Raw genomic sequence first — 12,366 nt, forward strand, 5'->3', positions numbered from 1 at the left:
ACGCCGCAGCGGGCCTCCGGGCCCCGCGGCGCCCCGCCTGGCGGGAGACTGGCGAGCCGCCTCGGAAGGCCGCTCGCCGCTGATCCATGTATAGGGCCTAGTGCATGCCGCAACCATTCGTATTCCGTACCATCGAGCTGGATGGCCAGACCATCCGCACCGCGGTCCGCCCCGGCGGCAGCAGCCTGACGCCGCTGCTTATCTTCAACGGCATCGGCGCCAACCTGGAGCTGGTGATGCCCTTCGTCTCGGCGCTCGACCCCGATCTGGAAGTGATCGCCTTCGACGTTCCCGGCGTCGGCGGCTCCTCCACCCCGAGCACGCCCTACCGCTTCCCCGGCCTGGCCAAGCTGGCCGCGCGCATGCTCGACTACCTGGACTATGGCCAGGTCAACGCCATCGGCGTGTCCTGGGGCGGCGCGCTGGCCCAGCAGTTCGCCCACGACTACCCGGAGCGCTGCAAGAAGCTGGTGCTGGCCGCCACCTCGGCCGGCGCAGTGATGGTGCCGGGTAAGCCCAAGGTGCTCTGGCGCATGGCCAGCCCGCGGCGCTACATCCAGCCGTCCTACGGCGTGCACATCGCCCCGGACATCTACGGCGGCGCCTTCCGCCGCGACCCCAAGCTGGCCCTTTCGCACGCCAGCAAGGTGCGCTCGGGCGGCAAGATGGGCTACTACTGGCAGCTGTTCGCCGGCCTCGGCTGGACCAGCATCCACTGGCTGCACCGCATCCGCCAGCCCACCCTGGTACTGGCCGGCGACGACGACCCGATCATCCCGCTGGTCAACATGCGCCTGCTGGCCTGGCGCATCCCCAACGCGGAACTTCACGTGATCGACGACGGTCATCTGTTCCTCGTGACCCGCGCCGAGGCCGTGGCGCCTATCATCATGAAGTTCCTCCAGGAGGAACGGCAGCGCGCGGTGATGCACCCGCAGCCGCTGCCCGTGCGCAGCCACTGATCGCACAACTGTAGTGCTACTCCGGCAGGCTCGCCCCAACGCGAGGCCAGCCGGACAAGGAGGAATTATTGCGCGGCAGTCTGGAATGCCCTCCGGCGCGCCTTGGTACAAGCCTTGCTGTCATCGGATATGACAGTTTGACGACGGAGCCTGCCCCATGCGTGACAAGACTGCACCGGGATCACTGCCGGTACCCGCAAACTTCATGAACGCGCAGAGTGCGATGGTCGGCCTGCGCGGCCGCGACCTGTTCTCCACCCTGCGCACCCTGGCCTTCCAAGGCCTGCGCCAGCCGGTGCACAGCTCCCGCCACCTGCTGGCCTTCGGCAAGCAGCTGGGTCGCGTGATGCTCGGCGACACCCCCTACCGGCCCAATCCGCAGGACGCCCGCTTCGCCGATCCGACCTGGCAGCTCAACCCCTTCTACCGGCGCAGCCTGCAGGCCTACCTGGCCTGGCAGAAGCAGCTCAAGGCGTGGATCGACGAGAGCGACCTGTCGCCGGACGACCGCACCCGCGCGCACTTCCTGTTCTCCCTGCTCAACGATGCCCTGGCGCCATCCAACACCCTGCTCAACCCGCTGGCGGTCAAGGAGCTGTTCAACAGCGGCGGCAGCAGCGTGCTGCGCGGTGCGCGCCAGCTGTTCGACGACCTGCTGCACAACAGCGGCATGCCGCAGCAGGTCGACAAGCGCGCCTTCGAGGTCGGCCGCAACCTGGCCGTCGCCCCAGGCGCGGTGGTGTACCGCTGCGAGATGTTCGAGCTGCTCCACTACAAGCCGATGAGCGAGAAGCAGTACGAGCGCCCGCTGCTTATGGTGCCGCCGCAGATCAACAAGTTCTACATCTTCGACCTGTCGCCGGAGAAGAGCTTCATCCAGTACTGCCTGAAGAACGGCCTACAGGTGTTCATGATCAGCTGGCGCAACCCGGACGCACGGCATCGCGAATGGGGCCTGTCCAGCTACGTGCAGGCGGTGGAGGAAGCCTCCGACGTATGCCGCGCCATCACCGGCAGCAAGGAGGTCAACCTGCTCGGCGCCTGCGCCGGTGGCCTGACCATCGCCGCCCTGCAGGGCCACCTGCAGGCCAAGCGCCAGCTGCGCAAGATCGGCTGCGCCACCTACCTGGTCAGCCTGCTGGACGCCCAGGTGGACAGCCCGGCGATGCTGTTCGCCGACGAGCAGACGCTGGAGTCGGCCAAGCGCCGCTCCTACCAGAGCGGCGTGCTGGATGGCCGCGACATGGCGCGGGTGTTCGCCTGGATGCGCCCCAACGACCTGATCTGGAACTACTGGGTCAACAACTACCTGATGGGCAAGGAACCGCCAGCCTTCGACATCCTCTACTGGAACAACGACAACACCCGCCTGCCGGCCGCCCTGCACGGCGACCTGCTCGACCTGTTCAAGCACAATCCGCTGACCCGCGCCGGCGGCATGGAGATCTGCGGCACGCCGATCGACCTGTCCAAGGTCAACCTGGACAGTTTCAGCGTGGCTGGCATCAACGACCACATCACTCCCTGGGACGCGGTCTACCGCTCCGCCCTGCTGCTCGGCGGCAACAGCCGCTTCGTGCTGTCCAACAGCGGCCACATCCAGAGCATTCTCAACCCACCGGGCAACCCCAAGGCCACCTATCTGGAGGCCGCCAAGCTGACCAGCGACCCGCGCGCCTGGTATCACGATGCGCAAAGGCAGGAGGGCAGCTGGTGGCCGCAGTGGCTGGAATGGATCCAGCAGCGCTCGGGCGAGCTGCGCGAAACCGTGTTCAGCGTCGGCGGCAACAAGCACCCGGCGATGGAGTCGGCCCCCGGCACCTATGTGCATGTGCGCTGAAAGCGGCACTCGGCGCTGGCCGGGCGGGTGCCTGGCCGGTTATCGTCGGCACTCCGGCGGCCACCACAAGATCATGGAATGAAGACCCGCGACCGCATCCTCGAATGCGCCCTGCTGCTGTTCAACCAGCAGGGCGAGCCCAACGTCTCCACCCTCGAAATCGCCACCGAAATGGGCATCAGCCCGGGCAACCTCTACTACCACTTCCACGGCAAGGAACCGCTGATCCTCGAGCTGTTCGAGCGCTTCCAGAGCGACCTGGCGCCGCTGCTTGATCCGCCCGAGGATGCCGAGCTGGGCGTCGAGGATTACTGGCTGTTCCTGCACCTGATCGTCGAGCGTCTGGCCCAGTACCGCTTCCTGTTCCAGGACCTGTCCAACCTGGCCGGGCGCCTGCCCAAGCTGGCCCGCGGCATCCGCCTGTGGCTCAATCAGCTCAAGCGCACCCTGGCCAGCCTGCTGGCGCGACTCAAGGCCCATGGCCAGCTGCGCAGCGACACCCAGGCCCTCGGCCAGCTGGTGGAGCAGATCACCCTGACCCTGCTGTTCTCCCTCGACTACCAGCGCATCCTCGGCGCCGACGGCGAAGTGCGCCTGGTGGTGTTCCAGGTGATGATGCTGGTCGCCCCGCACCTCACCGACGCGCCGCGTCACGCCGCCGAGCGACTCGCGCAGCGCTATCTGGAAGCCTGAAATGCAAACGCCCGGCACTGGGCCGGGCGCTTGTACATCCTGAGAAAATCAGGACGGGGTGGCGGGGGTTGCCGGAGCGGCGACCGGAGCCGGGGCAGCAGCTGGAGCCGGGGCGGCAGGCTTGGCAGCAGCCGGTTTGGCGGCCGGCTTCGGCGCAGCGGGCTTCTTCACCACCGGCTTCTTGGCAGCCGCCGGCTTGGCCGCAACGGGCTTGGCAGCCGGTTTGGCAGCAGGCTTGGCCGCTGCCTTCACTGCGGGTTTGGCCGCAGCTTTGGCAGCCGGCTTGGCGGCAGGCTTCGCAGCGGGTTTCGCGGCAGCCTTGGCAGCCGGCTTGGCAGCCGGTTTAGCCGCAGGCTTGGCGACCGACTTCACCGATACACCGGTGAGTTTCTCGATCTGCTTGGTCAAGCTGTCGACCTTGGTCTGCAGCGCCTTCACCTCGTTGCGGCTGGGCACGCCCAGACGGGAGATGGCACTGTTCAGGCGCTTGTCGAAGGCCTCTTCCAGTTCGTTCCACTTGCCCAGGGCCTTGTCCTTGACCTCATCGACCTTGGACTTGGCAGTACCGACGGTGGAACCGACGCTGGACTTGACCACGTCGAGCTGCTTGTCGACTTCGCTCTTGGCCTTCTTCTCGGCCTTCTCGCCGTCCTTGACCAGGCCGTCAAACAGCTTGTTGCCGTCCTTGCTGATCTTGGAATAGGCACCGAGGCCGGCCAACCAGATCTGGCGCGAGTACTTCTCGACCTCACCGATCCAGGAGTTGCTTTCCTTTTTGGCAACCGGCTTCTTCGCTGCCGGTTTTGCCGCCGGTTTTGCTGCGGTAGTTTTCTTAACAGCCATCCTGCTCTCCTTATTGGGTACGCGCCACTCGCTCAAGCAAAGCATTCAACTCGTCCAGCTTAGCAGAGAGTGCCTCAACATCCTGCTTGGAGGGAATACCCAGGCGATTGAGCGCGCTGGCAACGCGGCTGTCGAAGGCCTTCTCGATCTTGTCGAACTGCACCTCGACCTTGCCTTTGACTTCGGAGACGCTGCTCTTGACGCTCTTGAGCTGCGATTCGATCTGGCTGTTGGCGGCATCGACCTGCTCGCTCACCAGCTTCTTGCCCTGCTTCTCGACGCCTTCGCCGGCCTTGACCAGCTCCTTGAAGTAGTCGGCGCCTTCGGCACCGGCCTTGGCATAGGCACCCAGGCCGGCCAGCCAGACCTTGCGGGCGTAGGCCTTCACGTCGGTCAGAACGGTGACTTTGCTTTCGACAGCTTCGACTTTCTTCTTAACGGCGACTTTAGTGGCCATGGTGCACCTCACGCTCAATGTGGTGGAAGGTTCGTCCCTTCGCGGGACTTGAGCGCAAGGTAGAGGGAAAAATTAGAAATCACATACTAGTGCGCTGTTGCGAAAAAACTGTCGCACTGCGCAGGCGTCCCGGTAGCGCCATCCGGCCTTGCCGCTCCGCGCCATGGCCTGAGGCAGCCGACAATCCGAGCACCGGCAGAGCCAGCACTCTAGGCCTGCAGGTGCTTGTCGAGCGTCTCCTCGATCTCGCGCCGGATGGTGCCGCCCAGTGCCGACAGCAGCAGGCCCAGCTTGAGCTCCACGCGCACGCTGTCGGCGGCCACGTCGATATGCCCGTCGGCGCCGCTGCGCTTGAACTCCAGGGTGTCGCCGTTCCAGCGGTACTTCACGTCATACTCGCTGGCCAGGCGCCGGGCCAGCGCCTCGGCCTTCTCGCGGGCGACGGCAAGGCCGAGGGAATGGGTGCGTTCGACGGTGATGCGGGACATGCGCGACTCCTGCTGCGACCTGGTGTCACGCGACTATAACAGCTCCACCCGGCGCCAAGACAAAGGCCAGCAGGGGGTTTAGAATGGCCGCCACTTCGATTCAGGTGACGCGACATGAACGACCCGCGCAAGGCCCCAGAGCAGGAAAAGACCACCCACTTCGGCTTCCAGGACGTCCCGGAAAGCCAGAAGGCGGAGAAGGTCGCCGAAGTCTTCCACTCGGTGGCGGCTAAGTACGACCTGATGAACGACGTGCTCTCCGGCGGCCTGCACCGTCTGTGGAAGCGCTTCACTATCGAGCTGTCCGGCGTGCGCCCGGGCAACCGCGTGCTGGATATCGCCGGCGGCACCGGTGACCTCACCCGCAAGTTCTCCAGCCTGGTCGGCCCGAGCGGCGAAGTGGTGCTGGCCGACATCAACGACTCCATGCTCAAGGTCGGTCGTGACCGCCTGCTGGACAAGGGCGTGGCCGGCAACGTGCAGTTCGTCCAAGCCGATGCCGAGGCGCTGCCCTTCCCGGACAACCACTTCGACGTGGTCACCATCGCCTTCGGCCTGCGCAACGTGACCCGCAAGGAGAACGCCCTGCGCTCCATGCTGCGCGTGCTCAAGCCGGGCGGCCGCCTGCTGGTGCTGGAGTTCTCCAAACCGGGCAACCCGCTGCTGGCCAAGGCCTACGACACCTACTCGTTCAGCTTCATGCCGCTGGCCGGCAAGCTGATCACCAACGACGCCGACAGCTACCGCTACCTGGCCGAGTCGATCCGCATGCACCCGGACCAGGAAACGCTCAAGGCGATGATGGTCGAGGCTGGCTTCGAGCGCGTCACCTACCACAACATGACCGGCGGCATCGTCGCCCTGCACCGCGGTATCAAGCCCTGATGCTGACCCAGGCGCTGCTGGCGGGCGTTGAGCTCGGCCTCAACCGCGTGCTGGCCATGGACAGCACCGCGCTGCCGCGCCTGGCCCGGCTGGAAGGCAAGCTGATCGAGGTCGACTGCCAGAGCCCGGCGCTCAAGCTGTTCATCCTCCCCGGTGCCGAGGGCCTGCAACTGGCCAGCCACTGGGACGGCGCCGACTGCGTGCTCAGCGCGCCCGCCAGCAGCCTGCTCAAGCTGGCCCTGACCAAGGACAAGACCGCCATCCTGCACCGCCCGGAAGTCAGCCTCAGCGGTGACAGCGCCGTGCTGCTGGAGCTGGCCGGCATCCTCCAGGACCTGGAGCTGGACTGGGAATACGAACTGTCGCGCTGGCTCGGCCCGGTCGGCAGCCAGCTGCTCGCTGGCCACCTGCGCAGCCGCGTGAACTGGGCCGGCGACAGCCTCGACAGCCTGCGCCAGACCCTGGCCGACTACCTGGCCGAGGAATCGCGCAGCCTGGTCGGCGAGCGCGAAGCCCAGGCCCGCTTCGATGAACTGGACGACCTCAAGCTGGCCCTCGATCGCCTCGACGCGCGCATCGACCGCCTCGCCCGGAATCTGCACAAGAACTCATGAGCCTGCTCGCCACCCGCCGCCTGCTGCGCATCCTGCGCGTGGTCATCCGCTACCGCCTGGACGACCTGCTGCTGACCCTGCCACTGCCCACCTGGATGCGCGCCCTGCGCTTCGCCCTGCCCTGGCGCTGGCTGCCGAGGGGGAAACTGGAGCTGAGCCGCGGCGAGGCGCTACGCCTGGCCCTGGAAGACCTCGGCCCGATCTTCATCAAGTTCGGCCAGCTGCTCTCCACCCGCCGCGACCTGTTGCCGCCGGACGTCGCCGACGAGCTGGCGCGCCTGCAGGACCAGGTGCCGCCGTTCGACCCCGAGCACGCCGTGGCACGCATCGAGCAGCAGCTGGGCGCCAAGGTCGGCGAGGTATTCGCCCGCTTCGATGTCGAGCCGCTGGCCTCGGCCTCGGTGGCCCAAGTGCATGCCGCGCAGCTGAAAAGCGGCGAGGAAGTGGTGGTCAAGGTGATCCGCCCCGGACTCAAGCCGGTCATCCGCTCTGACCTCGCCTGGCTGTTTCTCGCCGCGCGCATCGCCGAGAAGGCCTCGGTCGACGCGCGCCGCCTGCGCCCGGTGGAAGTGGTGGCCGACTACGAGAAGACCATCTTCGACGAGCTCGACCTGCTGCGCGAGGCGGCCAACGCCAGCCAGCTGCGACGCAACTTCGCCGACTCGCCACTGCTCTACGTGCCGCAGGTGCACTGGGACTGGTGCCGACCCAAGGTGCTGGTGATGGAGCGCATCTACGGCGTGCCGGTGACCGACCTGGAAACCCTGGCCGACCAGCGAACCAACATGAAGCTGCTGGCCGAACGCGGCGTGGAGATCTTCTTCACCCAGGTGTTCCGCGACAGCTTCTTCCATGCCGACATGCACCCCGGCAACATCTTCGTCGCCACCCGCACTCCCTGGAGCCCGCAGTACATCGCCATCGACTGCGGCATCATCGGCAGCCTCACCGACGAGGACCAGGACTACCTGGCGCGCAACCTGATCGCCTTCTTCAAGCGCGACTACCGCAAGGTGGCACAGCTGCACATCGACTCCGGCTGGGTGCCGGCGGAGACCAAGGTCAACGAGTTCGAGGCGGCCATCCGCACCGTGTGCGAGCCGATCTTCGAGAAGCCGCTGAAGGACATCTCCTTCGGCCAGCTGCTGCTGCGCCTGTTCCAGACCGCGCGGCGCTTCAACATGGAAGTGCAGCCGCAACTGGTGCTGCTGCAGAAGACCCTGCTCAACATCGAGGGCCTGGGCCGCCAGCTGTACCCGGACCTGGACCTGTGGAGCACCGCCCAGCCCTTCCTCGAGCGCTGGATGCGCGAGCGCGTCAGCCCCCTGCACCTGCTGCGCAACCTGCAGCAGCAGGCCGAGCAGGTGCCGCACCTGTCGCAGATGGCCCGCGACACCCTGGAGCGTCTCAACCAGCCGCGCACCGAGGCCCCCGCTGCCGCGCCGCAGGGCTCCGCCTGGCCGCTGCGCCTGCTCGGCGCGGCGCTGGTGGCCGGTGGCGTCAGCCAGGGCCTGGCGCTGGCCCCGGCGGCCTGGGCCGCCTGGCTCAGCCTGGGCGCCGGCCTGGCACTGGTCCTGCGCCGATAGCCAGTGCCGGCTGCGGCTGGCACACTTAGCCTGATCGCACCCGCAGGGTGCACAACCGGTGCCGCACAGGCGCCATGAGAGTGCCCGCTACGGGCGGATGCAGAGATGACCGACTGGCTCGACGAAATTCACTGGAACGAGGATGGCCTGGTGCCGGCCATCGCCCAGGATCACAAGACCGGGCGCGTGCTGATGATGGCCTGGATGAACCGCGAGGCCCTGAGCCTCACCGCGGCCGAAGGCCGTGCCATCTACTGGTCACGCTCGCGTGGCAAGCTGTGGCGCAAGGGCGAGGAGTCCGGCCATGTGCAGAAGCTGCATGAGCTGCGCCTGGACTGCGACGCCGACGTGATCATCCTGCAGGTGGAGCAGCTCGGCGGCATCGCCTGCCATACCGGGCGCGAAAGTTGCTTTTACCGGGTCTGGGAAGATGGCGCGTGGCACAGCGTCGATCCGGTACTCAAGGACCCGCACGCCATCTACCAGGAACACAAGCATGAGTGACACCCTCACCCGCCTGGCCGAGGTGCTGGAGGCGCGCAAAGGCGCGGCGCCGGACAGCTCCTACGTGGCCAGCCTGTACCACAAGGGCCTGAACAAGATTCTGGAGAAGGTCGGCGAAGAGTCGGTCGAGACCATTCTTGCGGCCAAGGACGCGGCCATCAACGGCGATTGCAGCGACCTGATCTACGAAACCGCGGACCTCTGGTTCCACAGCCTGGTCATGCTCGCCGCCCTCGGCCAGCACCCCCAGGCCGTGCTGGACGAGCTGGACCGCCGTTTCGGCCTGTCCGGGCATGCGGAAAAAGCCGCACGCCCGCAATCCTGATTTCACAACCTTCGGAGATTCATCATGGGTATCGGCGGCATCAGCATCTGGCAACTCCTGATCATCCTGCTCATCGTCGTCATGCTGTTCGGCACCAAGCGCCTCAAGGGCCTGGGCTCCGATCTGGGCGACGCGATCAAGGGCTTTCGCAAGTCGATGAACCAGGGCGAGGAAGAGACCAAGCCGGCGGTCGAAGAAGCCAAGGGTCAGACCATTGCTGGTGAAGCACGCAAGGTCGAAGAGCCGGTGAAGAAAGACTGAGACCATGTTCGACGTCGGCTTTTCCGAACTGCTGCTGGTTGGCCTGATCGCCCTGTTGGTGCTCGGGCCCGAGCGCCTGCCCGTGGCTGCACGCATGGCAGGCCTGTGGATCGGCCGCCTCAAACGCAGCTTCAACAGCCTGAAGACCGAGGTGGAGCGCGAAATCGGCGCCGACGAGATCCGCCGCCAACTGCACAACGAGCACATCCTGGAGCTGGAGCGCGAGATGAAGCAGAGCGTTCAGCCACCGGCGCCAGCGGCACCCAATACCGATAGCCAGGACAAGCCCAGCCCGCCATGAGTGAAACGTCCCGCGACGACCAGGAAATGCCGCTGGTCGCTCATCTCACCGAGCTGCGCAACCGCATCCTGCGCTGCGTCATCGCCGTGCTGCTGATCTTCGCCGCGCTGTTCTACTTCGCTCAGGACATCTACGCACTGGTCGCCGCCCCTCTGCGCGCCTACCTGCCGGAGGGCGCGACCATGATCGCCACCGGCGTTGCTTCCCCCTTCCTCACGCCGTTCAAGCTGACGCTGGTGGTGGCACTGTTTCTCAGCATGCCGGTGGTGCTGCAGCAGATCTGGGGCTTCATCGCCCCGGGCCTGTACCAGCATGAAAAACGCATCGCCGTACCCTTGCTGATCTCCAGCATCCTGCTGTTCTACGCCGGCATGGCCTTCGCCTACTTCGTGGTATTCCCGATCATGTTCGGCTTCTTCGCCAGCGTGACGCCCGAAGGGGTGGCGATGATGACGGACATCGGCCAGTACCTGGACTTCGTCCTCACCCTGTTCTTCGCCTTCGGCGTGGCCTTCGAGATTCCGGTGGCCACCTTCCTGCTGATCTGGGTCGGCATCGTCGACGTCGAGACGCTGAAGAAAAGCCGTCCCTACGTGATCGTCGGCTGCTTCGTGGTCGGCATGTTCCTCACCCCGCCGGATGTGTTTTCGCAGACCTTGCTGGCCGTGCCCATGTGGCTGCTGTTCGAAGCCGGCCTGCTGTTTGGCGGGCTGGTGCGCAAGCGCGACGAGCACGAGACGCCAGAAGAGCGTCCCGACGACCAGCCACCCGCGCCGCTGCAATGAACCTGCTGCTGCTGGAGGACGCCGACTTCGTCGCGGCGGATCGCGCCGTGCTCAGCGGCCGCCGCCTCAAGCACCTGCATGAAGTCCACGGTGCCGAGAGCGGTGACAGCCTGCGCGTCGGCCGCCTCGGCGGGCCGATGGGCCGCGGTACCCTGCTGGCCCTGGATGAGCAGCACGCCGAACTGCGCGTCGAACTGGACCAGCCACCGCCGGCCAAGCTGCCAGTGACCCTGTTGCTGGCCCTGCCCAGGCCGAAGATGCTCAAGCGCGTGTTGCAGACGGTGGCCGCCATGGGCGTGCCGCGGCTGGTGCTGCTGAACAGCTACCGGGTGGAAAAGAGCTTCTGGCAGACCCCTTTCCTCAGCCCCGAGGCGATCCGCGAGCAGCTGATTCTGGGCCTGGAGCAAGCCCGCGACACCGTGCTGCCCGAGGTGAGCATCGAGCAACGCTTCAAGCCCTTCGTCGAGGACCGCCTGCCGGCCATCGCCGCCGGCACCCTGGGCCTGGTTGGCCACCCCGGCGACTACCCCGCCTGTCCGCGCGCGGTCAACGAGGCGGTGACCCTGGCCATAGGCCCGGAAGGCGGCTGGATTGCCTACGAGGTGGAGAAACTGCGCGAGGCCGGCCTGGCGCCGGTACAGCTGGGCCAGCGCATCCTGCGGGTGGAGACGGCGGTCCCGGCCCTGCTGGCTCGCCTGTTCTGAACGGCGTTGTTTTGCCATACGCACGGGCTTAGGCTGGAGCCACGCCGGCCAATATGGAGTTCGCCATGCGCCCGCTGACCATCGACCTGGACGAACTGGCCTGCGCCCTCAACACCGAGGGGCTGGACCACTACCTCGACCTGCTCAGCGGCAAGCTGCTGCTGATTCCCGAAACAGACGCCGATCCCGAACTGGAGGCGCTGCTGCGCGAGGAGCCGGAGCGCTTCCTGCTGGTCGAGCCGCTGCAGCCCGGCGACAGCCTGGCGCTGATGCGCGAATTCCTCGCCGAGGTCATCCATCCGCATGCCTACGGCGAGCTGCAACAGGCCCTGGAGAGCCGCCGCCCGGTGCGCACCTTCAACCACGTGCTGATGCACTACCCCGCCCTCCTGCAGGCCTGGCAGACCTTCGAGGCCGAGCGCCTGCGCGAACTGGCCCAGGACTGGCTGGAAGAGAACGAGCTGCAGCCGAGCACTAGCCCCTGCGCAGCAGGCCCTCGGCAAATTCGCTGGTAACCCGCTCGATCAAGACCTGGCGGCCCTCATCCACAGCGACCTGCCCTTCCAGTAGCAGCTGCGCCAAACCATGAACCAGGCTCCAGGCCGACAGACTGGCAATGCCGTCCACATCTGCAACCAGCACTGCCACCGCCTCCTCCAGCTGACGATGCAGCGCCTGTGCCGCCGTCAACAGGGCCGGGTAACGGTTGCGCTCCAATGCACCGCTGAACATCAGGCGGAACAGACCACGTCGTTGCAGGGCGAAGTCGACATAGCAGCGCCCCAGCGCCGCCAGCCTGGCCTCGGCCTTGCCCTCCCGCGCGACCACCTGCATGCGCTCCAGCAACTCGGCGAAGCCCTGCTCGGCCAGTGCCGCCAGCAATGCCTCGCGGTCGGTGAAGTGGCGATAGGGCGCGTTGTGCGAGACCTGTGCCCGGCGCGCCACCTCGCGCAGGCTGATGGCGGCCTCGCCCTGCTCCGCCAGCAACTCGGCCGCCGCGCGCAACAGGGCCATGCGCAGATCGCCATGATGATAGGAACGCTCTTCTCTCGAAGTTGACACCGACAACATCCTTTTCTATGTTGACACGAGCAACATCATAGCCAAACCAACCCGAG

16 protein-coding genes and 1 pseudogene are annotated in these 12,366 nt (G+C 66.4%); 13 read left to right on the forward strand and 4 right to left on the reverse strand.

Going from position 1 to position 12,366, the window contains the following annotated elements:
* Positions 1-104: 104 nt before the first annotated feature.
* From phaZ to AAG092_RS08395, 3 genes are all read left to right on the forward strand, one after another.
* Entirely contained in the window at positions 105-962 is an 858-nt protein-coding gene (gene phaZ, locus AAG092_RS08385; RefSeq protein ID WP_110683444.1) for a poly(3-hydroxyalkanoate) depolymerase, read from the forward strand.
* Between the two features lie 157 nt (positions 963-1,119).
* Complete coding sequence (gene phaC / locus AAG092_RS08390) at positions 1,120-2,802, forward strand: class II poly(R)-hydroxyalkanoic acid synthase (protein WP_373389318.1); 1,683 nt, start codon at positions 1,120-1,122, stop codon at positions 2,800-2,802.
* Positions 2,803-2,880: 78 nt separating this feature from the next.
* On the forward strand, positions 2,881-3,495 hold the full coding sequence (locus AAG092_RS08395; RefSeq protein WP_110683442.1) for a TetR/AcrR family transcriptional regulator: 615 nt from the start codon (positions 2,881-2,883) through the stop codon (positions 3,493-3,495).
* Between the two features lie 48 nt (positions 3,496-3,543).
* Here AAG092_RS08395 and AAG092_RS08400 read toward each other — a convergent pair whose 3' ends face one another.
* The 3 genes from AAG092_RS08400 to AAG092_RS08410 all read right to left on the reverse strand — a co-directional run bounded on the left by AAG092_RS08400 (position 3,544) and on the right by AAG092_RS08410 (position 5,283).
* Positions 3,544-4,338, reverse strand: coding sequence for a phasin family protein (locus AAG092_RS08400; RefSeq protein ID WP_373389320.1), 795 nt, complete (start codon positions 4,336-4,338; stop codon positions 3,544-3,546).
* A 10-nt stretch (positions 4,339-4,348) separates the two neighbouring features.
* Complete coding sequence (locus tag AAG092_RS08405) at positions 4,349-4,795, reverse strand: phasin family protein (protein ID WP_373389321.1); 447 nt, start codon at positions 4,793-4,795, stop codon at positions 4,349-4,351.
* A gap of 209 nt (positions 4,796-5,004) precedes the next feature.
* A complete protein-coding gene (locus tag AAG092_RS08410; protein ID WP_373389322.1) occupies positions 5,005-5,283 on the reverse strand; it encodes a polyhydroxyalkanoic acid system family protein in 279 nt (92 codons plus the stop codon).
* A 114-nt stretch (positions 5,284-5,397) separates the two neighbouring features.
* Here AAG092_RS08410 and ubiE point away from each other — a divergent pair, with 114 nt between their 5' ends.
* From ubiE to AAG092_RS08460, 10 genes and pseudogenes are all read left to right on the forward strand, one after another.
* The gene (gene ubiE / locus AAG092_RS08415; RefSeq protein ID WP_076582727.1) at positions 5,398-6,168 is read left to right on the forward strand and encodes a bifunctional demethylmenaquinone methyltransferase/2-methoxy-6-polyprenyl-1,4-benzoquinol methylase UbiE; all 771 of its coding nucleotides are present in this window, start codon (positions 5,398-5,400) and stop codon (positions 6,166-6,168) included.
* A complete protein-coding gene (locus AAG092_RS08420; RefSeq protein ID WP_373389323.1) occupies positions 6,168-6,782 on the forward strand; it encodes an SCP2 domain-containing protein in 615 nt (204 codons plus the stop codon). Before ubiE ends, AAG092_RS08420 begins: the two co-directional genes overlap by 1 nt.
* A complete protein-coding gene (gene ubiB / locus AAG092_RS08425) occupies positions 6,779-8,368 on the forward strand; it encodes a ubiquinone biosynthesis regulatory protein kinase UbiB (protein ID WP_373389324.1) in 1,590 nt (529 codons plus the stop codon). Before AAG092_RS08420 ends, ubiB begins: the two co-directional genes overlap by 4 nt.
* Positions 8,369-8,473: 105 nt before the next feature.
* The gene (gene hisI / locus AAG092_RS08430) at positions 8,474-8,872 is read left to right on the forward strand and encodes a phosphoribosyl-AMP cyclohydrolase (protein ID WP_110683436.1); all 399 of its coding nucleotides are present in this window, start codon (positions 8,474-8,476) and stop codon (positions 8,870-8,872) included.
* The gene (locus AAG092_RS08435) at positions 8,865-9,197 is read left to right on the forward strand and encodes a phosphoribosyl-ATP diphosphatase (protein ID WP_110683435.1); all 333 of its coding nucleotides are present in this window, start codon (positions 8,865-8,867) and stop codon (positions 9,195-9,197) included. Before hisI ends, AAG092_RS08435 begins: the two co-directional genes overlap by 8 nt.
* A gap of 24 nt (positions 9,198-9,221) precedes the next feature.
* Entirely contained in the window at positions 9,222-9,458 is a 237-nt protein-coding gene (gene tatA / locus AAG092_RS08440) for a twin-arginine translocase TatA/TatE family subunit (protein ID WP_110683434.1), read from the forward strand.
* A gap of 4 nt (positions 9,459-9,462) precedes the next feature.
* A pseudogene (gene tatB, locus AAG092_RS08445) lies at positions 9,463-9,756 on the forward strand (Sec-independent protein translocase protein TatB); the annotation flags it as partial.
* The gene (gene tatC / locus AAG092_RS08450; protein WP_110683432.1) at positions 9,756-10,544 is read left to right on the forward strand and encodes a twin-arginine translocase subunit TatC; all 789 of its coding nucleotides are present in this window, start codon (positions 9,756-9,758) and stop codon (positions 10,542-10,544) included. The pseudogene tatB and the gene tatC, both read left to right, overlap by 1 nt.
* Positions 10,541-11,248 (forward strand): 16S rRNA (uracil(1498)-N(3))-methyltransferase, encoded by a 708-nt coding sequence (locus tag AAG092_RS08455; protein WP_373389325.1) that lies wholly within the window; start codon positions 10,541-10,543, stop codon positions 11,246-11,248. Before tatC ends, AAG092_RS08455 begins: the two co-directional genes overlap by 4 nt.
* Before the next feature lie 65 nt (positions 11,249-11,313).
* Positions 11,314-11,763: a UPF0158 family protein gene (locus AAG092_RS08460; RefSeq protein WP_373389326.1), complete on the forward strand. Its 450-nt coding sequence runs from the start codon at positions 11,314-11,316 to the stop codon at positions 11,761-11,763.
* Here AAG092_RS08460 and AAG092_RS08465 read toward each other — a convergent pair.
* Positions 11,723-12,310, reverse strand: coding sequence for a TetR/AcrR family transcriptional regulator (locus AAG092_RS08465; protein WP_373389327.1), 588 nt, complete (start codon positions 12,308-12,310; stop codon positions 11,723-11,725). The genes AAG092_RS08460 and AAG092_RS08465 overlap by 41 nt on opposite strands.
* Between the last annotated feature and the right edge of the window lie 56 nt (positions 12,311-12,366).

The organism is Pseudomonas alcaligenes (assembly GCF_041729615.1).
Lineage (GTDB): Bacteria > Pseudomonadota > Gammaproteobacteria > Pseudomonadales > Pseudomonadaceae > Aquipseudomonas > Aquipseudomonas alcaligenes_B.